Source organism: Prosthecobacter sp., assembly GCF_029946185.1.
Lineage (GTDB): Bacteria > Verrucomicrobiota > Verrucomicrobiia > Verrucomicrobiales > Verrucomicrobiaceae > Prosthecobacter.
On sequence record NZ_JAQSEA010000048.1, the window covers coordinates 1 to 25765 of the forward strand.

Consider the following 25765-nt stretch of genomic DNA (forward strand, 5'->3'; position numbering starts at 1 on the left):
GGTGGGATCTGAGCCGGCGAGATCGGCATAGAGATTGGTCTGGGCACGAATGGCACGAATGCCCAGCTCCCAGGTGCCGCCGGTGTGGCCGCAGATAATGGGTACATCGGGGAAACGTTTTGCCAGCGCGACGAGATCGTCCGGGCTCGATTCGCCGGGATAGTTGCCGTTGGTTTTGAACCAGGTGTGCTGGAAGATGACGGCTTTCAGTTCGGCGGCGCGGCGGATGATCGAATCGATGGCGGACACGCTGCATTTTTCCGCCACCCATAGCTTCACACCCACCATCGGACCATTGGCCACGCAGCGTTCCAGTTCGGCAAGACTTTCCGCCGGATATTTGGCGCTGATATAAACAAACCCAAACGCACGATCAGGGAACTTCGCGATGGCACGCAACACTTCATTGTTTTGCTGCACTAGATCGGCGGGGGAGGGGTCCTGTGACCACTTCAGGCCCATGTAAACACACAGCCGTTCGATGCCCATGCGGTCGGCATAAACGACGAGCGCCCTGAGGCGTTCCTCCGGTGTGAGGCCCGGAACCCCGGAAAGGTGACAGTGCAGATCCCAAATGCGCATGTGGAAGAATGAAGCGGAAGCACATCGCCACGGCAATGTTTTCTTTGCGGCCCCGCATAGGCGCTTCATTTTGCACTCATGCCCACCACCAAGCCCACTGATGTCCGTGTCACCGCCGCTGAAATTTTCTTTCTGCCCGTCACGATGCGTGTGCCATTGAAGTTTGGCCCGGAGACCGTGGCAAATGTGGTTTGCCTGCGGGTGCGGGTGACTGTGGAGGACCGGAATGGTAAATCCGCCCAAGGCTGGGGCGAGACACCACTCAGTGTGTCCTGGGTCTGGCCCAGTACTCTGAGTGTGGCGGTGCGTGCGCAACGCATGCAGGATTTTTCCACTCTGCTGGCAAAGCGTTTGGTGGAGAGTGGCTTCAGCGGCCACCCGATGGAGATCGGCCAGGATTTCATGCACGGCCCGCTGGCGGCGACCTTGAAGGAAGCCAATGCGGCTGCAGGTGGCGATGAAATGCCGTACCTCGGTTCGCTCGTAGCCTTCAGCGCCTTCGACATCGCCGTGCATGACGCCTATGGCGTGCTGCACAACCGCGACATCTACTCCACGTACAATGCGGAATTCATGAACCGCGATCTCTCCGCGTTCATCACGCCAGAAGCGGGCAGCGGCATCGATTTCAAGGGACGCTACCCGCAGGATTATCTGGTGATGGATGCGCCGAAGCAACTGCCGGTTTGGCATCTCGTGGGTGGTGTGGACGCGTTGGAGGCGTCGGATTTGAACGGCACCGAGCCGAAAGACGAGCACCCGCTGCTGCTGGCAGACTGGATCAAACGCGACGGCCTGACATGCCTCAAAGTGAAGCTGCGCGGCACGGATGCAGCGTGGGATTTTGAGCGCATGCAGCGCATTGGTCGCATCGGTTTTGCCGGTGGCGTCAAGTGGCTCAGCGCGGACTTTAACTGCACGGTCAAGGAGCCGGGTTATGTGAATGACATCCTCGACCGGTTGCTGCGCGACGAGCCGGAGATTTTTGCCCGTACCTTGTATGTGGAGCAGCCATTTCCGTATGATCTTGAGGCGCATCAAATCGACGTGCGCAGCGTCTCGGCGCGCAAGCCGTTGTTCCTCGACGAGAGCGCGCACGACTGGGAGTTTGTGCGCCTAGGGCGCCGCCTCGGCTGGTCCGGTGTGGCTTTGAAGACCTGCAAAACCCAGACCGGCGCGTTGCTGAGCCTGTGCTGGGCCAAAGCGCATGGCATGCCGCTCATGGTGCAGGATCTGACGAACCCGATGCTCGCGATGATCCCTCACGTCCGCCTCGCCGCGCATGCCGGGACGATCCAGGGTGTGGAGTGCAATGCGATGCAGTTCTATCCCGACGCTTCACTGCCCGAGCAGGAGATTCACCCAGGCTTGTTCCAGCGCCGCAACGGCATCGTGGACCTAAGCACGCTCAGTGGGCCGGGCTTTGGCTATCGCGCGGATGAGGTGAAGCGCAGCCTGTAGCCAAGCTCGCCAGAGCTTGGGAGTCGTTTCGCTACATGCCGGGCTTCCGCGTTCTGGCGAACGCAGCTACTCACGGCAGTTGCTCAATCGCGATCGTACAGCGATATGGGCTGTCGGCGTTGTCGAAAGTGAACGGGGAGCTGGCAGAGATGTGCCGCATGCAGTCCATACTCCAGCATGGCACGAAAGCCGATGTCTGGTGGGGCAATTCGGATGTTGAGATGTTTGGGCGCTGTGGCAGTCTCACGCATGATCGCCGAACAGATTCCTGCTTTGACGGGCCTGAACCTTCAAGAAAAGTGGCAGCTAGCTGTCGAGCTCTGGGATGAGGTGGATGCCCTGCAGGAGCAATTGCCGACGGACGACGCGTTGCTGAAGATCGTGGAGCAGCGGTTTGCCGACTATGAGCGTGATTCCAGCACGTCGATGACTCTGGATGAGTTTAAACTCAAATTCCGGTTGCCGTGAACCGACATGAAATCGTTTTGCTACAGGGCGCGCAGGGGGATTTGCTGAGCATTTACGGCGGATGGAGCGAACGCATTTATCATCGTGTTGACAATGCGCTGGGGATTATACGGGCCTTCCCCGAAGCGGGTCCGGTTCATCATCTGGGGCACATTCGACGGCTGGTGGTCACCAAAACGTGACTGGGCATTTTCTACACGATTATCGGCAGCCGAGTGATGGTGGGAGCGATTCTTGATCTGAGGCAGTCACAGAACATGATCTCCCGCAGGCTGCGTGAGCTTTGAGCCCACATTCACTCCAGTTCCTCAATCGTGATGGTGAAGCGGTGCGGACTGTCGGCGTTGCCGAAGATGATTTTGTTTTCGCCAGTTTTCAGCAGGCTGGTGATGCAGCCTGCGTCCACACTGACGTGCTCGCCATTTACCCATGAGCCGAGTTTGCTGCCGCGGTCACGCAGGACGAAATGACCGTGCTCGAAATCGATCTCGCAATGATTACGCGAGAGCTGATAAGGATGCGGCTCCTCGATGGAAAGATCGTTGCGGGCGAGAGATGACACTGCGGTGTCGAAGTAAGTGCGACCGACACGGAAGGGCAGCTTGGTGATCGTTTTCTCGACCGCTGGATGGTCGAAGCTGGTTTCCTCGTAGTTCGAACGAAGCTTCACCCGGAAGACGGGCTCCTTGTCCGGTTTGGGTTTGGTCACCAGCGGCACAGTGACATTGGTGGTCGTGGTCAGCAGCAGGTCGGTCTTGCGGATGCGCTCAAACAGCGTGGCGAGGTACACATGCAGGCGGTCGGAGCGCTGGATGATCTGCTGTTCAAACTCCGCTTCAGCAATGGTCTCCAGCGCGGTGTTCTCCAAGGCGGTGGCGGTGGCTGAGCGCGGGCGGTCCATGATCATGCCCATCTCTCCGAAAATTTCACCCGGCCCGATCTGGGCGAGTGACTGGACGCCATGGGAGGTGTTGATGGAAATCTCGACCAATCCGCTGACAATGAAGTAAGCCTCCTTGGACTTGTCGTTTTCACGGAATATGACCTGACCTCGTTGAAAATGCTCGGTTGCCATGAGTACGGAGGATATGGGGTGGCCCTGCAAGGTCAAGCCGCAGGTCGGATAGTTTAGAGGCGGCGGATCAGCACACCGCGTATGCGCGACTGCGTGGCAAAGCTGGCGAAGCCGAAGGGGAGGCATTTTTCAATGTCGCCGCTTCGCAGACCGAGCTTGTGACCTTTGATGCTGGTATTGACGAACAGCTTGTCATTGATCCAGGCGCGCAGGTCATCATCGCGCACTTCGACGCGCACCTTGTGCCAGCGGTTGTTTTCAAAGTAGGCGTTGCCACGGGTGTTATTCTCGCCGGCGTCCATGTCATCGATGCTCGAGATACCCACGAGGGTGCCGCCCCAGCCGCCGACGATGAGAGAGACATGGGATTCATTCACCGGGAACGTCACGGTGCCGAAGAAGTCGTTCCCTTCCACGCGCATGGCCTCGTATTCGATGGCATAGCGTGTGAGCGGCAGGGTGGCGGAATTCCATGCATCAAATCGTACGCCGGTCATTGGCTGGCCGGACTGCAAGGTGATCTCGCCGTCTTGGATCAACACTTTGCCTTCTTCGGGCATGCCGGAGGCTTTCCATGCAGGTGCAAACTCGTCTGAGAGCAGTTTCCACTCGCTACGAGGTGCTGGGCCGCAGTGTGTGAGCACAAAAAAGAGGCAGAGCCATGCGGCCCTGCCTCCGAGAGATTGAATACTACTGTTCATCAGTTCTTCACATCGTAGCAGGAGATGAACTCCTGGTCACGCAGGTAAAGCTTGCCGTTGCTGATGACCGGGTGCGTCCAGATCTTGCCCTTGGGATTGCGCTGGGAGGAGGTGGCTTCGAGTTTGAAACTGCTGACCATTTTCCAGCCACTTTTGGAAACTTCTACGAGGGCGATGGTGCCGTCATTTTCCGCCTGGCAGTAGAGCATGCCATCCGCGCTGGTCACGGCGCCTTTGCCGATGCCTTTGTCCTGCCAGACGATCTCGCCAGTTTTGAAGTCCTGGCAGGTCCAGCCGCCTTTGTCGGAGTGGCCGTAAAGTAGTCCGTCGATGAGGATCACGCCGCCGTGGTGATTGACCATGTTGGTGTTGGAATAAACTTCAGTGACGTTGCCACCTTCGATTTTCACCGACTTGCAACCGACACCATAACCGGCGGCCACATACACCTGACCGTCGCTGTAGATGGGCGTAGGAATCACAGCGGTCTTGCCTGGGAATTCGCTTTTCCAGAGCACCTTGCCCGTTTTGGAGACACCCAGGATGCTGTTCATGAGCAGTTGCACGTATTCGCGCTCACCCCCTTGAGTGATGGGGATGACGGAGGAGTATTGGGCATTCTCCGTCACGTCGCTGGTCTGCCATGCGACCTTGCCAGTCTTGGCATCGAGTGCGGCGACAGCGCCCTGGGCACCGCCAGGAGTCACGATGACGAGATCACCATCCACGAGCGGAGATTCGGTGTAGCCCCAGCTCTGAACTTTGCCGCCGAGATCCTTGGTGAGGCTCTTTTTCCAGACTTCCTTGCCCGTCTCAGCATCGGCACAGATGATTTCGCCAGTGCCGCCCGTGGCATAGACCTTGCCATTGGCGACGGTGGGGGTGGCACGAGGTCCATCACCCCAGCCGTTTTTCAAAATCGGGCCGACTGCGGTTTCCCACAGCTTTTTGCCGGTGGTGGTGTCGATGCAGATGAGCTTCTCCTCAGCATCGTACAATCCCATGGTGTAGAGCTTGCCGCCGACAACGGCGAAACCGGAATAGCCGAGCCCGGCATCTTCACTCACCCACACGCGCTTCGGACCGGCAGCGGGCCACTTTTTGAGCAGCCCCGTTTCTTTCGAGACATCGTTACGGTCGGGGCCGCGCCACTGCGGCCAGTCGCCGGGAGCGGCACCGCCTGCGCTGCTGCTGGAGGAGCCGCCGAGGAGAGCCTGATCCGCCTTGCTGAGGGAGGAGACTGCCAGGGTGAGCATGGCGCCGTTTTCACGCTTCAGGGTGACTTTGCCTCCTGCTACACTGACGAGTTCGGCTTTGATTTCGTGGGCACCTGAGGCGTCCTTCCAGATGCGGATTTCAGCGCTGGCCGCGAGGGTCAGGCAAAGTGAAAGCAAAACGGTGGTGGTGATCTTCATGGATTGGTGGGAATGGGCGGCTATCTTCAAACGTGCGATGGGCCTCGGGTTTTAGCACAGACTGCCACTTTAACTGCATTCTATCAGGCAGGGGCTTTTCATCCGCCGATGTCCTTGAGCAGGGACTCGGCGGCAATCCGGGAGGGTTGTGCTTTGAAGCGGTCGTCTTTCAGGGTCTCGCGCAGCAGCTTGCGTGCGGCATCGGCTTTTTCACTGCGGTGGAGCATTTCAGCCCGATACAGCTTCAAGCGAAGCAGCGAGGCCGCATCCTGCGTGGTGGATTCGGCGTGTTCGAGCAGATCGATGGCCTGTGGGAGCTTGGACTGAACGGCGGAGAGCAGAGCGGTGAGTTCGAGCAGGCGTGGGCGATGACGTTTCTCGGCGAATTCGGTGAGTGCGGTCTTGATGTGACTATCAGGCTCGCCCGCCACACGCAGCGCCAAGCCTTGATAGAGCGCATAGTCGCGGTCGGCACCTTCGCCGAGCTTTGCTCCGCTGCCTTTGCCAAACGGGCGGTACAATGGATCGCCCAGAACGACGTTCATCCATGACAGCGCTGGCGTGGCATTCCATGCAGCTTCGCCCACAGTGAAGCCTTCGAGGAGGCGCTTGTTGAAGATGTCGAAGTGCATTGTGAGCGCGAGGTAGGGCTCAAACACATTGCCAAAGGTGACGGCGGCTCCGTGCGAGAGAAGCGGGCCGACCCAGGCCTGCTCATGTGAACGGATGATGCTGGCGCTGAACGAATGCAGATGGCAGGCGATGGCACCACGCTTGAAACGAAACGTGGGTGAAGCCAGAGCTCCGATGATGTGATCGGTGTACCAGCCGAAGTAAAAAATCGTGTCAGGCAGCGGCCATTCATCACGCAGCACGTCTGCGGCGCGGTCGATGAACACGGGAATGCCAGCGCGGCGATAAGATTCGGCGCTGTTCTTGAGCCAGTCCTCTCCTTCCTGATAGGCGCCGGTTTTCTGAGCGAGATCAATGACGGCACGGCCCAGCAGTCCGTTTGACTCGGCATAAATCGCATCGTCGATCATGCGTTTCACCGTGGGGTCATCCGGTCCGTCGAGCCGACCCACGATCAGGAGTCCTGATGATTTTGGGGCATGGGAAAAACGAGTCTGCTGATCGAAGTAGGGATTGCGCAGGCCGCCTGGGATGGGTGGCTTGTCGAGGCCGAGCGCGGTCAGTTCGGAATCGACACTGGCCTCGTCTTCCTGCGATTGCTTTGGATTTTGTGCTGCACGGCGGATTTGGAAAGGGACGCCGCGCATGAGCACCAGTACGCGCACCTTGTGGGACGGGGTCGTGGGGGAGGGGATGCCGTCGCCGGTGAGCGGCTTGTCCGGCATGCGAGCTTCTGCGGTAAACCAATGACGGGCCTCAAAGAGCTGGAGCAGCGGTTTGCGCAGTTGCGTTTCGAATTCAATGCGTGAGATGGAATTTTCTTGCGAGCAGCGCAGTCCGATGACTCGCTCCTTGGGAATGTGGCGCTGTTCGGCGTAGTAGGCGGCGAGTTTCGCTGAGCCGGGGAAATCTGGATTGAAAATGACGGCGGTTTCCGCAGCGGCATCCCATTCGGCGATGAGCTGGGCACGTGCGGAGACCGTGAGAAGAAGGAGGATAAGGAAATGACGAATGAATGACAAATGAGTTATATGCAGGGCTGAGCGCACGGAAACAACGTGCTGCTCGTACTTCGTCATTGGGATTTTATTCGTCATTCCTGCGGATCAAAGTTGTTCAAGGCCACTCCAGTTTGAGGCCGTCGTAGGCGATGTTCACGCCAGGAGGCAGCTTGGGGTCTTCCACAGAGTGCATGATCTCGCACTGGATGTGGGTGAACCAGGTCTGGCGCGGCTGGAGCTCGCGCTGCACGGCCAGGCTTTCTTCAAAACTCATGTGCGTGGGGTGCGGTGTGTGGCGCAGGGCGTCGATGATGAGCGTATCGACTCCTCGAAGCGCTTCGAGAGACTGCGGCAGCAGCGTCTTGCAGTCGGGGATGTAGGCGCAGAGCTTTTTGCCACCGCGATCAAACAGATAGCCGATGGTGTCCACCTTGCCGTGCAGCACGGGCAGTGGGATGATCGTTGTTTCGCCAAGATGAAACGGGCCGTGAACCGGTTTCGGGAAGGGCTTCAAATAGCCGCGATAACGGTTCTCTCCATTGAAGGCGTAGATGAACATGCGCTCCAGCACGGTGAGGCATTCCGGTGTGCCGTAGATTGGCAGGAAGTGATCCGCCTCGGTGGTGAAACGACGCAGATCATCGAAGCCGGTGAGGTGGTCCATGTGCGGATGCGTGAAGATGGCGGAATCCAGGCTGCGGATGTTTTCACGCAGGCACTGCATGCGGAAATCCGGCCCGGTGTCCACCACCCACGCCGCCTCCGGCGTGTGGATGTAAACGGAACTACGCAGCCGCTTGTCCTTGGGGTCGGTGCTGCGGCACACCGCGCAGTCACAGCCAATCACCGGAATGCCGACGGAAGTGCCGGTGCCGAGGAATGTGAGTTGCATGGACATGGGTGGTTATTCGACCTCCTGCACCGGACGATCCACGGAGCCTTTGTTCCAGCGGCCATCAAGCGTGAACGAGAGATGCGGGGTGTAAAGCTGCGGTTCGAGGAGGAAGGAGTCGTGGCCTTTGTCGGAGTGCACGGTGATGTGCATGTTGGAGACCTCGGCTTTTTCGAGGTGGCTGACGAGTTCCGCCTGCTCCTCGGGATAGAAGCAGAAGTCGCTGTCGATGCTGAAGACGAGGTAGTGCTGCCCGGCGGCGGCGCTGCGGGCGAACAGTTCCGCATACGTTTCCACTCCGGCATCCCCGAGCGGGTCGTAGCGCAGCCACATGTCAGCAATGCGCAGGTAGGTGTTGGCATCGAAGCGTTTCACGAATTTTTTGCCCTGATGCAGCATGTAGCTCTCGACGTTGTGCTGGACGCGATACCAGGAAAGCGTGTCGCCGCCGTGCTTCACATCCTTCCGCGCACGGCGCTCGATGGCGTCGAGATGCACAAAGGTCTTGTGGCTGATCATGCGTGCGAGCGCGAGACCATACTCGGGTGCCTTGTCTTCATAAAAATCGCCGCCTTGAAAGTGCGGGTCGTTCTCGATGGCGAGCACCTGCTCGAACAGCGTGAGACGTGTGAGCACCGTGGTGCGGCAGCCGCTGGCGATGGGGACGACGAGTCTGACACGCTCTGGATGCAGGGTGGCGAGATTGATCGCCAGCAGGCCGCCGACGGAGGCACCCATGACGGCGTGGAGGGTTTTGATGCCGAGGCTGTCGAGCAGGGCGAGCTGGGACTTCACGACATCGCTCGTGCGCACTTCGGGAAAGGTGCTGCCGTAGGGTTTGCCGGTGGCGGGATTGATCGAAGCCGGCCCGCTGCTGCCGTAGCAGCCGCCGAGGTAGTTTGCGCAGATGATGAAGTAGCGCTTGGTGTCCAGCGCCTTGTCGGGGCCGATGAACAGATCCCACCAGCCGTTGTGGCAGTCCACCGTCCACCGTTCATCGGTGCCTGGCACCTCGGTGGTGACGCCTGCGGCATGCTGGCTGCCGGAAAGAGCGTGGAACAGCAGGATGGCATTTGATTTGGTGGCATTGAGCTTGCCGTAAGTTTCGTAGGCGACCGTGATTTCAGGTAGCTCGGCACCGGAGGCGAACTTGAAGGGTTCCTTGGCGCTACCGGTGTGGAAAAACTTGGTTTCTTCTGTTTTGACGGCCTTTGACATGAGTCGCGGAAGAAACAGGGTTTTGGGGAGGCGGCAAGGCGGATTGCTTGCTGGCAGTTGTTGGATGCCCGATTGCCGGATGGCTGGATCAATGGTTGGTTGGTGCCCGCCTTGAATGTGCATGGGTACCACCTTTATTGTTGGAAACCCGGCTGCCAGTCATCCCCTATGCTCGATCCGTTTGTCACTCTTGAAGAAGCAGGTTTCTCGCCGCTGCAGAGTGGCGGGGTGGACCGGCTGGCTGGGTGGTCGCCGGAGCTGATTGCGTGCCTGGACTGGGCGCGCATTTCAGAACTGGCACGTGCGCTTGCAGTGGAAGCAGGCTGCGAACTGGCTGGATCACGCATCATGCCGGACGGTGCGGTGCTGTTTGGCATGATTGAGGAGCCCAAGTCGGCGAAAGCGCGGAGGGCGCTTGTGAAAACCGCCTCGTGGAACGAATGGGGGGCGACGCCGGAGACGGTGCAGCGTTTTGCACAGGAGGTGCGCACCGCACGCGACACCCGTGGCATTTTGATTGCGCCTGCGGGTTTCAGCCCGGCTGCGCTCAGCACGGCGCGGGAACTGCGTATCGAAGCGGTGGATGCTGTCGCGCTGGATGCCGCCGTGCGGGGCCTGCCAAGTGCTAAAAGTGATTTTCTCTTCGTCGTCGCCGCCGCAGGAGATTTCGCCACCCCTTCCTGCCCGATCTGCATGAAAAAGCTGCAGCGTATCGAGCAGGAATCACCGGAGCTGCGTTCACGGACGATCGACACGGACGGACTCATCGCTGACTACGTGGTGTGTGACCGTCTCGAAGTGGCCGCAGGCTGTGAGGTGACGTTTTTGCAGGAGGTGAGGGCGCGTTCGATCACCGTCGCAGGCCATGCTTCGGGCGATTTCGTGTGTGAAGGGCCGGTGACCTTGGAAAGGGGCGGCACTCTGTCAGGCACGGTGGCTGCGCGTTCGCTGGAGGTGCGTGATGGTGGCGAACTGCTGGGGCAGTTCCGCATTTTGGAAGGAAAACTGGGCTCTTTTGTGAAGCCTGTGGTGCGCTGGCACTGGCGCTGTGCAGGCGCGGACGGGCAGAGCCAGTGCGCCGGGGTGATTTTCGAGCCACATCAGTGAGCCGCGAGATCGTTCTTGGCACGCAGGGGCTGGCTGTGGCATGTAACGCCCATGTCTCCCAACTCCTCCGGCCCCGGCGCGCTGCTTCGACTGGTGTTTTATGCCGCCGCCATCGTGATGGCGCTGCTGCATGTGTTTGTGACTTTTCGCGGACTGAGCAGTGCTGAAGGCATGAATCAGGCGCAGCTCGCGAGGCAGATCGCCCGGACGGGCTCGTATCAGACGCACGTGATCGAGCCTTACGCCTGGTCGCAGATGGAGTCGGCGCAGAAAGAGCCCACGCCTCTGGCGATGCCGGAGACCGTGCAGCCGCCGCTCCAGCCACTGCTGTGGTCGGTGGCGTTTCGCTTCATGAAGCCCTGGCAGGTTTATGATCCGGTTACTGGCGGGGCGATTTTTATGCTGGACCGCGTGATCGCGTGTTTTGGCGTGACGTGGTATCTGTTGACGATTTTCTTCACGCATGGCGCCGCCCGGAGGTTGTTTGACGAACAAGTCGCAGCCATCGCCGCCATCGCGCTGCTGGTATGCGAGCCGGCATGGGAGCTCATGGTCAGCGGTGCGCCGCGTGCGCTGCTGGTGCTGCTGTTTGCGCTGGCGTTTCGTCTGTATGCGTCGGCGGCGGGACGTGCGGTGGAAAATCGTGGCACGTTTGTGCCGCTTACGCTGCTGGGGATCGTTTGTTCGCTGATGGTGCTCACGCACTGGATGGCGCTGTGGATCGTGCTGGGGGTCATCATCGGCGTTGCGGTGTTTCTGCCACGAGGCAGGGCGGGTTCCTTTGTGTTGGCCTTGTTCCCGGTGCTGACACTGGCCGCATGGGGCTGGTGGAACCTTCAGCTCTGCGGTGATCCGCTCGGTGGCATCAAGGCCTTGTTCCAAGCGCAATCCTCCGCTGTGTCGCATGATCTACTGCTGCGTGACTTCACACCCAGCGTGCCGCTGCTGCAGGTGGATGACCTGCTACGGCGTCTCGGCCTCAGCTGGCAGGGCCAACTGGGGTTGCTCATGGCGCATCTGGGATATGTCGTGCCGGCGCTGCTCTTTTTTCTTGCCCTCATGCACCGCTTTCGCAAGGCTGATGCGGCCTCTGCACGGTGGACGCTGGCGGTTGTTTTCGCCTGTGTGGCCATCGGCATGGGGCTCATCGGTCTGCCCGACAAAGAGAAGGACGACAACGCCCTCTACATCGTGCTTATGCCCGCCATGTGCACCTTCGGTGCGGCGATGCTGGTGGTGATGTGGTCCCGCTTTCAAATGTCCGGCGACCTCATGGCGCGCTGGGGCGCGCCGCTGGTGGCACTGCTCATCACCGCGATGCCGATGGCGGTGAATCTGCCCGTGCTGATGAAGTTTGGTCTTACCATGGGCGGCAAAATTCCGCCTCACTGGCCGCCCTTCCTACCGGAACGCGTTTCCATTTTGCGCCAGCTCATGGAGAGGAATGAGTTCGTCATCTCCGATTCGCCCGCATTCATCTCCTGGTATGGCGATGTGCCCTGTGTGGATCTTTGCACCCAGCGCGGCGACTATGAAGTCATGAAATCAAAAGCCGACGCGCGCGGTGTGAAGCTGGCCGGTTTCGTCATGACGCCTGTCTCCGCCAAAGTCGAACGCATCACCGACATCTATACCGGCCCCTATGCCGAGTGGCGTGATCTCATCGTTCGTGGGCCCATGCTCGCCTTCGACCGCGATTTTTCCCCCAGCCCCGAGTTTCCTTTCAAGAACCTCATACCGCTCGTCGGCCAGACCGTGGGGGACAAGGAACACCTGAGCCTGCCGATGGTGTTTTACACGGACAAAGCGAGGTCGGTGAGGAAGTAGTCGTTAGACACCGAGACAAGCTTTGAAAAAAAGCAACGTGTCCGCAACGTGTGTATTCCAGTATTCCCACGTGTGTCCGCCGGGAAACTCCTCATACACGTGCGGGATGCCCGCAGCTTCCAGATCGCGATGCAGCTTGCGGTTGTGTTCGATCAGGATGTCCTCGGTGCCACAATCAAAGCGCAGATGAGGGAGTCGTGAACACAGTTTCGCACATTCAATCACCGCCAGCGGTTCTGTTTCCGTCAGATCAAACTCTGCCAGTGATTCTTCCACGAAGTCCCGCATCTGTGGCGGCACGTCCGTGATGCTGCTGTGAGCACTGATACCGGCAAATTTTTTCGGGTTTAGCAATCCAAGCCGCAGTGCGCCGTACCCACCCATCGAGAGACCGCCGATGAAACGAGGCGCATCCTTGCAGCGTGGATCAATCTCCGCAGCAGCGTCTGGAACTTCATCCACGATCCAGCTAGCGTAATCGGCATCGCGGTGCCTCACGTAGCCCGAGCCATCGCCCCACAGGCCATCTGAGGGCATCGCCAGCATCATCGGCGGTAGCTTCTCTTCTTTGATCAGCCGGTCCAGGACCTGATGTGCTCCGCCTTTGTACAGCCACGCCCAATGGCTGCCGTAAACGCCGTGCAACAGAATGACGAGCGGCAGTTTCTCCACGGTCACGTCTGGCGGCACGTAGAAGCTGATGTCAGCCCGACGGTGCAGTGCCACTGACTTCACAGTAACGTGATGAATGCCGTTGCCGATGGAAGCTGATTCAAAGGTGCGGAAGCTCATTTCACGCGAGAATGTCCTTGATCAGCTTCGCACCTTCCACGCCGCTGAGTCGTGCATCCAGGCCTTGGAACTTGAAGCTGAACGCATCGTGATTGATGCCGAGCTGATGCAGCATGGTGGCGTGCAGATCGTGAACGGTGGTGACTTTGTCGACGGCAGCATAGCCGAGATCGTCGGTGGCTCCATGGACCATGCCGCCCTGGATGCCTGCACCTGCCAGCCAAACGGACATGGCCTTGTTGTGGTGGTCGCGGCCGCTGCCGCCCTGCGACATCGGGGTGCGGCCAAACTCTCCGGCCCATACGATGAGGGTCTCTTCGAGCATGCCGCGTTGCTTGAGATCGGTGATGAGCGCCATGCACGCGCGGTCAACTTCCTGCGCCTTGAGCGCCACGCCTTCTTTGACGCCGCCATGATGGTCCCAGTCTTTGTGGTAGAGCTGGATGAAGCGCGTGCCGCGCTCGGCGAGGCGGCGTGCGAGCAGGCAGTTGGATGCGAAAGAGCCATCGCCCGGCTGGCAGCCGTATAGCTCCAGGGTTTTCGCGCCTTCTTTGGTCACATCCATCAAATCAGGCACGCTGGCCTGCATTTGGAAGGCCATCTCATATTGAGCGATGCGAGTGGCGATTTCGGGGTCATCCACGAGAGCGTCGTGCTGCTTGTTGATCGCGTTGACTGCCGCAACGTCGCGACCTTGCTGATCACGCGAGATGCCGTTTGGGCTGGTGAGATACAGCACCGGATCGCCCTGCGCACGCAGTTGCACTCCCTGATACTTCGATGGCAAAAAGCCGCTGCTCCACTGCCGTGCGGCGATGGGCTGGTTCTGCCCGCCCTTGCCGAGCGAAGTGAGCACCACGAAGCCCGGGAGATCCGCCGCCTCGGTGCCGAGGCCGTAGGTGATCCACGAGCCCATGCTGGGGCGACCCGCGATCTGTGAACCGGTGTTCATGAACATGTGTGCCGGGTCGTGGTTGATCGCGTCCGTCGTCATCGAGCGGATCAGGCAGATGTCGTCGATCACACTGCCGATCTGCGGAAACAGTGCGCAAATTTCCGTTTGGCTCTTCCCAAATTTAGCAAACGGATGCTGCGGCCCGAAACAGTTCAACGGCTTGCCTTGCAACTGCGCAAGCTGCTGCCCTTTCGTAAACGATTCGGGCATCGGCTTGCCATCCATTTCGGCAAGTTTCGGTTTGGGATCAAACGTCTCCAGATGAGACGGCCCGCCTGCCATGGTGAGCCAGATCACCCGCTTCGCCTTTTGCGGGAGGGGCAGAGTGCCGAGAATGCCACGCACCGGTGCGGCATGGGCTGGTCGCAGCAGAGATGCCAGCGCCACCGCTCCAAGGCCCTGCGAGGCTCTACCGAGAAAGGCGCGACGATGGAGTGGTGACGGCGTGTTCATGATCATTTGGTAACGGGTTTCTTCCCGAGGTTTTTCAATTCCTCTTCCGTCCACATCGCCATGCGTCCTTTGTTTTGCTCGCGCAGGGTGGTGACGGCTTTGATTTCGACAGGTGAGCCGGTGTGTTCCCACTCACGGCGGATGTAGGTCAGCACGCCGGCGATGTCCTCGTCGGTGAGCTGTGGCAGCGGAGGCATGGCGAGGTTGAAACTACGCCCGCTGACTTTCAGCGGACCAGCGAGTCCGTTGAGGACGATGCGGGTGAGGATCTCCGGCTTGCCGAGCACCCATTCGCTGTCCACCAGCGGCGGGGCGAGACCATCGAGGCCGAAGCCATGAGGCTGATGGCAGGCTGCGCAAAGGGTGGCATAGACGGTTTTGCCTTTTTCAAACAAGGCTGTCTGTGATTCGTTCAGGGGAACGATTTTGGGAGGTGCTGGAGCGCCTGGTTTGCCTGGCCATGCGAGACGTGCCGCGACACTTGCAAACAGCTTGGTTCCCGCCTTGTCGCTCATGGCTGACTTGAGCGTTTTCAATGAGGCAGGCTCGGCTTCGAGCCAGAGCAGCTTTGCGGGCGTTTTGGATTTGGGGTCGCCGCCGTTGCTGGCGAGTCCTTTGATCGCTGCGACCTGCATCGCTCCACCTTGGGGCTGAGCGGCGGCGAGTTCGAGCATCTCTTCAAACGGCCCGGCTTTGTTGGCCTGCGCCAGAAGCGAGCCCAAGGCCTCCATGACTGGCATGATCTGCACGCTGTTGTCTTTAGTGAGTTGTCCGGCCATGAGCTTGGCAAAGGCAGCTTCCCTGCCGCGCATGCCAGTCAAAGCGCCTTCGAGTATCAAAGTATTTTTGCCATTGCTCGCGAGCAGTTTGGCCACGGCGGTATCGGCATCCGGCAAATTGAAGGAGGTGAGCTTGATGGCGAGATGTGCGAGGACAAGCGCGTCTTTTTCTGCCGCCAGCGCGATCAAATCCAGGGCGAGGTCACGAGTGGAAATTCGCACGGCTGCTGCACGCACCTGAGCGTCTTTGTCGGTCAATGCGAGACGCAGCAGATCCGGTGTGACTGCAGCAAGGCCGTCGAGTGTCCACAAAGCATGAAGACGCGCGAGCGCAGACTTGTTGGTGATCATTTCCTTCAGCGCGGGTACTGTGGCAGCATCGCCAGATTCGACGATGAGACGCTGCGCGGTGTCACGCACCCAGCCGTTGGCATGCGTGAGCAGGTTTACGTCTTTGCTCACTTTCACCGGCTGCGGGCGCTCTTTCGAGTCTGGCACGATGCGCCAGATGCGGCCCTGATTGAACGGTGTCTCCAGTTTGCGAGCCTCGATGTTTGCAATGAGGTAGTGAGTGAGGAAGCTCTGGTGCTGGATGATGCCGCGGTACATGTCCACGAGGTAAAGCGCGCCATCAGGGCCGTTCGCGGCCTGTACTGGGCGGAAACGCTCATCGGTGGAGGTGAGAAATTCGGTGGTCTTCGCGGTGTTGGTTGCCTTCACGATGCCGTCCTTTTCGCTCATCGTGAAGCGCTTCACCAGATTTGCGCAGGGCTCGGGCACGAAGGCATTGCCACGATAGGCAGTGGGGAAAGCATCGCCGCGATAGATCAGAGCGCCGCAGGTGCCGGTCGGTCTGGCCAGGGTGCCGTCGGCACGCAGTGATTTCGGATCATACCCACGATTCACGCCGGGTGTGGGGTGTGAAGGATAGAGCGTTTGATCCGCTGCCAGCTTGGCATTGATGCTCGTCGCATTGCGCAGCAGGGGATTGCGAGTGAAGGCCTCCGTGGGCAGCAGATCAGCGCGCAGCATGTCGGAGTTGTAGTTGAAGTAGAGTCTGCCGAAGTCGTCCTGGCACAGGCCCCATTGGCCGCGACCGAGGCCGGTGTCCTTTTGCCACACGCCACTGCGCAATTTGAACCGTGTGGAGTAACCCGCGCTCCAGATGGCATTGTCCATCGCCCAGACGGGTGTGTTGGCCATGTGCTCCGGCTGTCCGCCTTGTGTGCCGAAGTCGGTCGCAACGACATCTTTCACGTCCGCTTTGCCGTCACCGTCGGTGTCTTTGCAGAAATACAAATTCGGAGGCACGGCGATCAAGGCCCCTCCATTCACAGCCAGTACGGCACGTGGCATGACCAGGTTGTCGAGAAACGGTGTCGCCTTGTCCATGCGGCCATCGCCATCCGTGTCTTCGAGCAGCGAGACGCGGCCCGTGGGTTCTTTTTCGCCAGCACCTTCGAGATCGTGCATGTAGCCGCGCATTTCGACGACATAGAGCCGTCCCTGATCATCAAAGCTCATGGCCACCGGCGACTCGATCATTGGCTCGCTCGCGACGAGTTCGATGTGGAAACCCTTTTCGACTTTGAAGGTCTTCATCGCCTCCTCCGGTGAAAGCGGCACCGGCGGTGGCAGATTGAACTTCAGTTCGACCTTCTCCGGGCCGGCGTTCTTTTGATGAACGGCTTGTGCGGACGGCAGGAATGACGACGCCAGAATGAACAGCGACGAACGCAGGACGTGGGAGTGAAACCTTGGGGGAGGCATGGAGGTGCGGTTTTTTGGTTTATGTGGAGGTGGCGTCACCAAACCATAATGCCGAGTGAAATCCTAGTCGCTCAATGACTAATCTTGATATTTCTGGCGTCGTTGTTACCACCTCATTTGGCCTTCTTCGGCTTTGGCTGCTCCGAGCCTTTGATCGTCAGTGTCGGCACGGGATCGCTCTTTCCTGCGAAGGTATTCCACGCTTGTTGAAATACCGCAGCATCGCGCACATCGCCTTCCGCAACGAGCCACTGGTAATGCAGCTTGAACGGAGCCTCAGCGGTGGCCTTGCCTTTCGGAAACATGCCGAAGCGACCGTAGTCGCGGTAGGCCGAGGTGGCGGTTTCTTTCGGATTGTCAGGATGATTGAGAATCACCACCGTGAAAGTCCTGCCTTCCACCGTGAAGACCTCGGCGGCCCATGGCAGGTCTTTGACTTTGTGTGCGTCGATATTCTCGCCGGGGAAGATGTAAGTCGTCGTTTTCGTGTCCACCAATTCTGATGGGCGGAACTGCGCGCCAGCATGCTCAGGATCACCACTGATCTCAGCCTCACCACTGGCTGGCTTGATGGCGCTCGTCATGTCGATACCCAGATAGAACGGTTTCGCAGGCGCGGTGAAGGTGAAGCGGCGCTCTTCAGTAAGAAAGGCTTCTTTGGTTTCTCCCTGCCAGTCGATGGCCGCCGTAAAACTGGAGTCGCCAGGCGTAACCTTCGTCACCACCTGATCGCCACCCTTCATATGCCAGCGGTCATAGGATTTGCCATTGTAGCTGATCTTGCTGAATCCGACAAAGATGCCGCGATGATGCGTGAAGTTAAAGCCCGGACCTTTCGTGAGACGTGTGGCTCCGGTCGCATCAAAAACATGCAGATAGGGCTTGTAGGTAGCGTGATGCTTTTCCGTTGTGCTGAGATCATTCGCCATCATCAGCCGGGCCACGACTTTGCCGTCGTTCGTCACATCGACGTGATTTTTGTCCATGACCTTGATGTCGAAGGCTGCAGCATTGAGTGCTAGGGCAAAAAGAAAGAGGGCGGTGGGTTTCATGCGAGAATTTGTTTGATGACTCTGGCTTTTTCGACGCCGCTGAGTTTGGCGTCAAGGCCTTGGAATTTGAAGGTGAAGGCATCATGCTGAATGCCGAGCTGGTGCAGCATCGTGGCGTGCAGGTCGTGCACGGTACAAGTGTTTTCCTGCGCCGCATAGCCAAGGTCATCGGTGCTGCCGAACGTGACACCACGCTGGATGCCCGCGCCGGCGAGCCACATGGACATGGCCTTGTTGTGATGATCGCGACCGATGGGGCCTTTGTTGCCCTGCGCCATGGGCGTGCGGCCGAATTCACCGCTGAAGACGATGAGTGTGTCATCAAACATGCCGCGCTGCTTGAGATCCTTGATCAACGCTGCGCAGGCCTGATCCACTTCTTTGGCACGCAGCGGCAGTTCTTCCTTGAGCAGGCTGTGGTGGTCCCAGTCTCGATGATAGAGCTGGATGAAGCGGGTGCCGCGCTCGGCGAGGCGGCGAGCGAGAAGACAGTTGGAGGCAAACGAACCGTCCCCTGGCTGGCAGCCGTAGAGTTCGAGGGTTTTGGTGCCTTCACCGCTGATGTCCATCAGTTCAGGTACGCTGGCTTGCATTTGAAACGCCATTTCATACTGGGCGATGCGGGTGGCGATTTCGGGATCATCGCAGAGCGCGGCGTGCTGCTTGTTGAGCGCATTGATGGCGGCGAAATCGCGGCCCTGCCGCTCACGCGTGACGCCGTTTGGACTTGTGAGGTACAGAACAGGATCTCCGAGCGAGCGCAGTTGGACGCCCTGATACTTCGACGGCAGGAATCCGCTGTTCCACTGCCGTGCGGCGATGGGTTGTGGTGTGCGCCCCTTACCCGTGGACATCATCACCACAAAGCCGGGCAAATCCTCCGCTTCGCTGCCAAGACCGTACGTGATCCATGATCCCATGCTCGGACGACCCGCGATTTGTGAGCCGGTGTTCATGAACATGTGCGCAGGGTCGTGATTGATCGCGTCCGTGGTCATCGAGCGCACGAGGCAGATGTCGTCCGCGACGCTGCCGGTATGCGGTAGCAGTTCTGAAAGCTCCATCTGGCACTCACCATATTTTTGAAAGCGGAACATCGGCCCTTTGCACACAAGCTTCTGACCCTGAAGCTGAGCGAGCTGCTGCCCCTTGGTGAACGATTCCGGCATCGGCTTGCCATCCATCTCTGCCAGCTTCGGTTTGGGGTCGAACAACTCCAGTTGTGACGGCCCACCGGCCATCGTGAGCCAGATGACGCGTTTGGCTTTTTGGGCGAAGGGTAGAGTGCCGAGGACGCCGCGAGATGCAGCGTGCAGCAGATTGGGCTGCAGAAGCGATGTCAGAGCCACGCTGCCGAGACCTTGCGTTGTACGACCGAGAAAGGCGCGGCGGGTTTGAGCGGAGATTGAATTCATGCTCAACTCCTCGTGATGGTTTCGTGCAGGTTCAGAAGAACGCGCGCTACGTGTGTCCACGCGGCGAGTTCGCTCGGGTTCAAATTCGCGGCGACAGGTGCGGTGCCGGTTTTAAGCAGTTCTGCCGCAGCGGCGGGTTCCTTTTGATAGTCGGCGAGCTGTTGGTCGAACAGGGCTGAAAGCGTCCTAAGTTCATCCGCGCTCGGTTTGCGTTGCAAGGCCTGCTGCACGGCCCAGGTGATACGCTGGCTGGCATCACCATTGGATTCGGTGAGGATGCGGGCGGCAAAGACGCGGGCGGCTTCGACATACGTTGGGTCATTCAGCAACACGAGTGCCTGCTGCGGGATGTTCGAGCGATTGCGCTCGGCCACGCACTCCTCACGACTTGGTGCGTCGAAGGCTAGCTGGGAAGGGTGTGTGAAGCTGCGCTGCCACCAAGTGTAGATGCCGCGGCGATACAAACCTGCGCTGCTGTCGTTCTGCCATTCGCGCGAGGGGAAGTTCAGATTCTCCCAGTACTTGGCAGGCTGATAGGGCTTCACGCTCGGGCCGCCGATTTTAGGAACGAGCAGGCCGGAGATGGTGAGCGCATTGTCGCGCACGAGTTCGGCATCGAGGCGGAAGGGGCTCTGGCGGGCGCTTTCGCGGTTGTAAGGATCAGCAGCAGTGAGTTCCTTCGTGGAGGTGGAGACTTGCTGGTAAGTCGTGCTGTTGACGATGAGGCGGATCATATGCTGCATGTCCCAGCCGCTGTCCATGAACTCACAGGCCAGCCAGTCAAGCAGCGCAGGGTTCACCGGCGGCTCGCCCTGCGCGCCGAGGTCGTCGAGCACTTTGCTCAAGCCGGTGCCGAAGAACTGTTTCCACAGGCGGTTCATCACCGTGCGTGCCGTTAGCGGATTGTCCTTGGAAATGAGCCACTGCGCGAGATCTAGGCGCGTGAGGTCGCGGCCTTCGATCTTCGGTTTCGGCAGGTAGCCGGGCAGTGCCGCCTTAACAACTTCGCCGCTTTCATCCATCCAGTCGCCACGCGGCAGGATGCGTACGGTGCGTTGGTTGGTGTCGCTGATGGAGACGATGCACTTGGGTGCACTGCTTTCGAAATCAGCCTTCTCCTTTTCAACTGTGGCAAGCTTGGTGCGGAGGTCGTTGAGTTCAGGGGCGATCTGCTTGTAGGCGGCCGTGAGCTTTTGTTTTTGTGTTGGGGTGCGCTTCTCTGGAGTTGCTTTGAGAATGTCGGCGATCTCGGTTGCGGGAAGCGATGTGCCGGGCGCACGGATGGGCTTGGGCGCGCTGGTACTGCTGAGGCGGAGATTGGCGATCTCATGATTTTCACCCCAGCCAAAGGTGAGTGTGATGGTCACTGCGGTGTTGGCTTCGGTGAGCGGTTCGGCGAGTTCCAGGTAGAGCGACTGATCGGCTCCGGTAGCACCCAGCACGCCCCAGCCATTTTCTTTCTTGTCCGCGATGCCGTCGATGCTGCTCGCAGCGGGAAAGGTCTTTTGCTCAAACGTGGCGCTGGCAAAAGCGATGGCGAGCTTGGTCTGCTTGTTCTTCCCACCTGTGGTGAGAGAGACTTCACTGAGCACGAAGTTGCCATTCGCTGCGAGGCCGATGCCGGGTAGTTTTTCTTTGAGTGCTTCAAGGCGGATGCCCGTGGTTCCCTGCGGAAGCTTGGTGGTTAGCATGTAGGTTTCAGTGCCGTCGTTCAGTTTTCGCTCGTTGCGTTTGGCATCAAGGGTGCCGCGCACCACGCCTTCCTTGTCGGCCTTGATTGCGATGTTCTTTTTCGCCGAAGCCGCAGCGACTTGCTTCAATGGCTGCCAAATGCCGCTGGCTGTCACGGCTTCCAGCGCCTGCTTTTCCCATGCCGCCTGTGCGGGTGCGAGTTCGGGGCGCGGTTTGGCAAATTCGGCCTGCAGGGAACCCAGCTGCTTCGCAATGTCTGCCTGCCGCTTCTGCGCCTGCGCATCGAGCACGAGCATGCCCGGTTCACGACGGCCGAGAATCGGCTCCTTGATGTCGGCAAAGAATGCCCCGAGCGAGTAGAAATCACGCTGTGTCCATGGATCGAATTTATGATCGTGGCACTGGCAGCAGCCGGTGGTTTGGCCGATCCAGGCATTGCCCACAGCACGGACGCGGTCGGTGAGCATGCGCTGTTCATAGTCCTTCGCCTGCGCGCCGCCTTCCTCAGTGGTGAGCAGCAGACGGTTGAAGGCGGAGCCGACTCGCGTCTCCTGATTCGCATCCGGCATGAGGTCTCCGGCGATTTGTTCGAGGGTGAAGCGGTCGAAGCGTTTGTTGCTGTTGAAGGACTGGATGACGTAGTCGCGGTAAGGCCACACGTTGTGCTGGTTGTCGCTATGGTAGCCGATGGTGTCGGCGAAGCGCACCACATCGAGCCAGCCGATGGCCATGCGCTCGCCGTAATGCGGATTTTTGAGCAGGCTCTCCACGAGCTTCGCATAGGCAGCGGGAGAAGCGTCTTTTTCAAAAGCGGCCACTTCCTCTGGCTTGGGCGGCATGCCGATCAGATCCAAGTATAGTCTGCGGATCAACGTGCGTGCGTCGGCCTGGGGCGAAGGCTTGAGGCCAACTTGAGCGAGGCGCTGCTGCACCAGCACGTCCACGCCGTTTTTTCCTGCTGGGATCGCCGCCTTCACCGGTTTCTCATAAGACCAGTGCTGCTGATAGGCCGCGCCCTGATCGATCCATTTTTTGAGAATTTCCTTCTGCCGCTGCGTGAGCTTCTTGTGCGAATCTGGCGGTGGCATGAGATCGTCCTCATCAGCGGTGAGAATGCGCGATACGAGTTCGCTCTTCGCGGCCTTGCCGGGAATAAACGCCTCCGCCTTCACGGCCTCGTCTCGAATGTCGAGCCGCAGATCAGCCTCCCGATGCTTGGGGTCGTTTCCGTGGCAGTAGAAGCAGTTGTCCGAGAGGATTGGCTGCACATCGCGATTAAACTCGATCTTGGCCGGAATCGGCGGCTCTGCGGCGTGGAGCCCGAGCGTGGCAAGCAGAAGAAAACAGGTGGGTTTGGTCATAACGGGGTATCTCAATAGAACGGAGCCAAAGCATGGGATATTCCCACTTCGAGCATGGGGAATCCGGTGTTGAAGGCCGGGATTTCAGCTGGCGGCCGCCACCACATCCGAGACCGGGTGCAAAATCGTCTGTGCTGAAAGGCGCGAGGGCAGGGAAGTGAGGATGACGCAGGTCGTATCGGTCGCTGGATCGGCCCAGGCGAGGGTGCCGGTCGATCCGCTGTGGCCAAAGCTCTGCTGCGAGCAGTTTTTGCCGAATCCTTCCGGGCCCAACGCGAAACCGATGCCGCGACGGGCGGCGAGGCCTGGTGTGTGGCTTTGTAGCATCAGGCGTGTTGTCTCTTTGCGCAGCACTTGGCCAGACGGGTGCATGAAGGAATCGAGAAAACATGCCACATCGGCGGCGGAGCCATGGGCTCCACCCCAAGGCGCTGCAAGGTTGCGCCAGTAGGGGCTGTTCCAGCCCCAGGATGTGGCTTGCGGATCACCGGCACCGGATTCAGGCGCGGCGTGTTCCGTCTGGCAGCGGATCGTGTCGGCCAGTTTGAAACTGCCGAGACCCAAGGCGCTGTGTTTCATGCCGAGCGGCGCAAACACCTCCTTCGCCAGAAAATCCGGCAGCGACGTCTTGGTGATCCGCTCCACAATCTCTGCCGCGAGCAGGATGCCCATGCTTTGATAGTGATACTTCGTTCCCGGATTGAACAGGAGAGGCGCGCGGATCGCGCCTTGCACAAATTCGGCAAGTGGCGCGTGTCGGGAACGCAGCTCGGTGTTGTTCTCCAGTTGATCTGGCAAGCCGGAGGTGTGGGTGAGCAGTTGCTCGATGGTGATTTGCTTCCTTTCGCCCTCATTGAATTCCGGGATGAATTTCACCACGGGATCGGCAAGTCGCAGCTCGCCGCGATCCGACAGCACCAACACGCCCGCAGCAGTCATCGTCTTCGTGATCGAGGCGAGCAGGAAAATGGCGTCTGTATTCCCAGCTGTGCCAAAGGCCTGCTGAAACGTGTCTTTGCCCTGCCGCACATGCAGCACGGCGGATGCGAGGATGCCAGCATCGATTTGCTGTTGGATGATTCGGGCGGCGGTTTGCATGCGGTCAGAGGTGGTGCTGTGGCCTTTCGTCGCCGCGAAGCATGCGAGCAGGGTCATCATGGAGCGGCGCTTCATCACTTGGCGTTTTTCTTCTCGGGTTCCCTGGCCTGAATGATGAAATCAAACAGCTGACCGTACTGCCTGCCATCCAGCGTGATGTCCATCGGCACCAGTTGTACCCCGGCGGGCAGTTGCGCAGTATCAGCGGTGAGTTTGACCTTGAAGCTCTGGCGTGATTTTGGACCGACAGTGCCAGTGAGGATAGCCGGATCTGCGCTGACACCGGGCGGGAGCTGAAGCTCCACGCGATGCTGCTGCAAGGTGTCGCGGAAATTGCGCACTGTGATGCTGACCTCCTGCGTGCGCTGCTGCTGAAAGTCCACGCGATACGGATAGGCGCTGACCCAGTAGGGATCGTAGAGGTATTCATAGTTCGCATCCGGCAGCAGCTCTTTGTATTCGCGGATGATACGAAGTGCCCACTCGTGATAGCGTTCGATGAAGGCCTTGGGCTCCGTCATGAGCACGCCGTGCGCGCCCATGATGATGTCCGGCTGGAGCTTTTGCAGATACTTCGCCGCGACGAGGTAGCCTTCTTCGATGATGGCGCTGTTGCGCGCGTTGACGCACTCGTGACCATTCTGCGCCGGGTCGGCAGGATCGCCGAAAAGATTGTCGCCGCTGAAGACGATCTTCTTGCCATCAAGCTCCAGCCAGAGCGCGTTGCCAAACTCCGTCTGCCCCGGCATCCAGTCGATGTGCAGCTTGTAGCCTTCCCACTCGATAACATCCCCCGCTTTGAGAATCCGGTCGATCTTCGCCTGCTCAAATCCGGCGTTGTAAGCGCCGATCATCGCCGGGTAGTCGTAGTATCGCGGGTTCTCGCATTTGTCGGCGATGCTGTCCATCGTCCAGAATTTCACCCCATGATCCTTGAGCGCGGGGAAGAGCGTGAAGTGATCGCCATGCGAGTGGGAGATCCAGCAGGCGTCGATTTGTTTCAGCCCCAGGAACTCCCGCATGTCACTGATGATGCGTTCGAGCACGAGCTTCGGAAACAGGCCGCAGTCCAGCAGCAATGCGTGTCCGCTGTCGGCAATGATGATGGCAAAATTCTTCCCCGCCATCTCCGGCCCGAACATGTAGAGATGCGGCGTCACCTGCACAATGTAGTGCGCCTTCGTCGGCTGGGTCGCGGGATGCGGCCCACGTTTGGAAAGCTTTTCAGTCGGATACCCACGCACATAATCCGGGCGGAACTGCGTCAGCCTTTCCTTGTACGTCTTGAACTGCGCCGTGGCATTCGCAATGACCGGGCCTTGCGATGGGAAGGATATCTCCGGCTCCAGCGCGATCAGCTTGTCCACCGTCGCGATGAGCGCATCGAGCCCCTTCGCGAAGCCGTAGTCCCACTCGGTGTCGAACCAGTTCGTCATCTTTGCGCCGTCGTGCATCACACCGCCCGTGAACGCCAGCGTGCGCTCGCCCTGCTTCAGCACGAAACTCATTCCGCCCGGCGAGTGCCCCGGCGTGCTCACGCAGGCAAGCGCGAAACCGTTCCAGTTGAAAACATCACCATCCGCGAGCGGTTTGTCGATCTTCACCGGCTGCGATGGCGGGCGCACATAGCTGGAGCCATGCACGGCAAATTTGTCGCTGAGCCGCGGGTTCCATTTCCGAAATTCATTCGGCGTTTCAAAGAAAGCCTGCTCATCCTTCGGCACGGCAATCTGGGTCACCGCACGATTCAGCTTCAGTACACCCTGGCACAACTCCCGATGATGATCGGTGAAAAGCACCCATTCCACCTGCTTCACCCCGATCTCCCCCAAATGCTCCAGCACACTGCCATCGCCTAGGTTAATGAGTAGCGCTCGGTCGCCGTGCTTCAGCACATACACGTTGCAGGTGTCCTGCCACAGATACACGCCGGGCAATGGCTCTTGAAAAGCAGCAAACGCAACGCTGTGCAGGGCAAGGAGTGCGGCGAGGAGGCGAATCATGCGACTATCAACGGC

At 59.3% G+C, this 25765-nt stretch carries 19 protein-coding genes; 4 read left to right on the forward strand and 15 right to left on the reverse strand.

Going from position 1 to position 25765, the window contains the following annotated elements; genetic code table 11:
* A partial coding sequence (locus PSV43_RS02955; RefSeq protein ID WP_300193613.1) for an amidohydrolase family protein occupies positions 1–582 on the reverse strand: 582 nt, incomplete at its 3' end.
* Positions 583–660: 78 nt separating this feature from the next.
* Between PSV43_RS02955 and PSV43_RS02960 the strand changes: the two genes are divergently transcribed.
* Both PSV43_RS02960 and PSV43_RS02965 read left to right on the forward strand, forming a co-directional pair.
* A complete protein-coding gene (locus PSV43_RS02960) occupies positions 661–2043 on the forward strand; it encodes a mandelate racemase/muconate lactonizing enzyme family protein (RefSeq protein WP_300193616.1) in 1383 nt (460 codons plus the stop codon).
* A 249-nt stretch (positions 2044–2292) separates the two neighbouring features.
* A complete protein-coding gene (locus PSV43_RS02965) occupies positions 2293–2511 on the forward strand; it encodes an addiction module protein (RefSeq protein WP_300193618.1) in 219 nt (72 codons plus the stop codon).
* Between the two features lie 295 nt (positions 2512–2806).
* Here PSV43_RS02965 and PSV43_RS02970 read toward each other — a convergent pair whose 3' ends face one another.
* The 6 genes from PSV43_RS02970 to PSV43_RS02995 form a co-directional block, all read right to left on the reverse strand.
* Complete coding sequence (locus tag PSV43_RS02970) at positions 2807–3586, reverse strand: cyclic nucleotide-binding domain-containing protein (protein ID WP_300193620.1); 780 nt, start codon at positions 3584–3586, stop codon at positions 2807–2809.
* Between the two features lie 53 nt (positions 3587–3639).
* A complete protein-coding gene (locus PSV43_RS02975; RefSeq protein WP_300193622.1) occupies positions 3640–4287 on the reverse strand; it encodes a family 16 glycoside hydrolase in 648 nt (215 codons plus the stop codon).
* Positions 4287–5702 (reverse strand): PQQ-binding-like beta-propeller repeat protein, encoded by a 1416-nt coding sequence (locus tag PSV43_RS02980; RefSeq protein WP_300193624.1) that lies wholly within the window; start codon positions 5700–5702, stop codon positions 4287–4289. The genes PSV43_RS02975 and PSV43_RS02980 overlap by 1 nt, the downstream gene beginning before the upstream one ends.
* 98 nt (positions 5703–5800) lie before the next feature.
* On the reverse strand, positions 5801–7432 hold the full coding sequence (locus tag PSV43_RS02985) for a TIGR03790 family protein (RefSeq protein WP_300193626.1): 1632 nt from the start codon (positions 7430–7432) through the stop codon (positions 5801–5803).
* A 19-nt stretch (positions 7433–7451) separates the two neighbouring features.
* Positions 7452–8234, reverse strand: coding sequence for an MBL fold metallo-hydrolase (locus tag PSV43_RS02990; RefSeq protein WP_300193628.1), 783 nt, complete (start codon positions 8232–8234; stop codon positions 7452–7454).
* A gap of 6 nt (positions 8235–8240) precedes the next feature.
* On the reverse strand, positions 8241–9446 hold the full coding sequence (locus PSV43_RS02995) for a homoserine O-acetyltransferase (RefSeq protein WP_300193630.1): 1206 nt from the start codon (positions 9444–9446) through the stop codon (positions 8241–8243).
* 168 nt (positions 9447–9614) lie between these two features.
* Between PSV43_RS02995 and PSV43_RS03000 the strand changes: the two genes are divergently transcribed.
* Both PSV43_RS03000 and PSV43_RS03005 read left to right on the forward strand, forming a co-directional pair.
* Positions 9615–10553: a polymer-forming cytoskeletal protein gene (locus tag PSV43_RS03000; protein WP_300193632.1), complete on the forward strand. Its 939-nt coding sequence runs from the start codon at positions 9615–9617 to the stop codon at positions 10551–10553.
* A 51-nt stretch (positions 10554–10604) separates the two neighbouring features.
* The gene (locus PSV43_RS03005) at positions 10605–12380 is read left to right on the forward strand and encodes a hypothetical protein (protein WP_300193634.1); all 1776 of its coding nucleotides are present in this window, start codon (positions 10605–10607) and stop codon (positions 12378–12380) included.
* A 3-nt stretch (positions 12381–12383) separates the two neighbouring features.
* On the opposite strand, the gene PSV43_RS03010 is transcribed toward PSV43_RS03005, so the two are convergent.
* The 8 genes from PSV43_RS03010 to PSV43_RS03045 all read right to left on the reverse strand — a co-directional run bounded on the left by PSV43_RS03010 (position 12384) and on the right by PSV43_RS03045 (position 25750).
* A complete protein-coding gene (locus PSV43_RS03010; RefSeq protein WP_300193636.1) occupies positions 12384–13172 on the reverse strand; it encodes an alpha/beta hydrolase-fold protein in 789 nt (262 codons plus the stop codon).
* Between the two features lies 1 nt (position 13173).
* Positions 13174–14580 (reverse strand): DUF1501 domain-containing protein, encoded by a 1407-nt coding sequence (locus PSV43_RS03015; RefSeq protein WP_300193639.1) that lies wholly within the window; start codon positions 14578–14580, stop codon positions 13174–13176.
* A 2-nt stretch (positions 14581–14582) separates the two neighbouring features.
* Positions 14583–17129, reverse strand: coding sequence for a c-type cytochrome (locus tag PSV43_RS03020; protein WP_300193641.1), 2547 nt, complete (start codon positions 17127–17129; stop codon positions 14583–14585).
* Between the two features lie 113 nt (positions 17130–17242).
* On the reverse strand, positions 17243–18181 hold the full coding sequence (locus PSV43_RS03025; protein WP_300193643.1) for a DUF6807 family protein: 939 nt from the start codon (positions 18179–18181) through the stop codon (positions 17243–17245).
* Positions 18178–19596 carry a DUF1501 domain-containing protein gene (locus PSV43_RS03030; protein ID WP_300193645.1) on the reverse strand — a complete coding sequence of 473 codons (1419 nt, stop codon included), beginning with the start codon at positions 19594–19596 and terminating at the stop codon, positions 18178–18180. The genes PSV43_RS03025 and PSV43_RS03030 overlap by 4 nt, the downstream gene beginning before the upstream one ends.
* A gap of 2 nt (positions 19597–19598) precedes the next feature.
* The gene (locus PSV43_RS03035; RefSeq protein ID WP_300193647.1) at positions 19599–22649 is read right to left on the reverse strand and encodes a PSD1 and planctomycete cytochrome C domain-containing protein; all 3051 of its coding nucleotides are present in this window, start codon (positions 22647–22649) and stop codon (positions 19599–19601) included.
* Between the two features lie 84 nt (positions 22650–22733).
* Positions 22734–23822 (reverse strand): serine hydrolase domain-containing protein, encoded by a 1089-nt coding sequence (locus tag PSV43_RS03040; RefSeq protein ID WP_300193649.1) that lies wholly within the window; start codon positions 23820–23822, stop codon positions 22734–22736.
* Positions 23822–25750, reverse strand: a complete 1929-nt coding sequence (locus PSV43_RS03045) for an MBL fold metallo-hydrolase (RefSeq protein ID WP_300193651.1) — start codon at positions 25748–25750, stop codon at positions 23822–23824. The genes PSV43_RS03040 and PSV43_RS03045 overlap by 1 nt, the downstream gene beginning before the upstream one ends.
* Positions 25751–25765 lie beyond the last annotated feature (15 nt).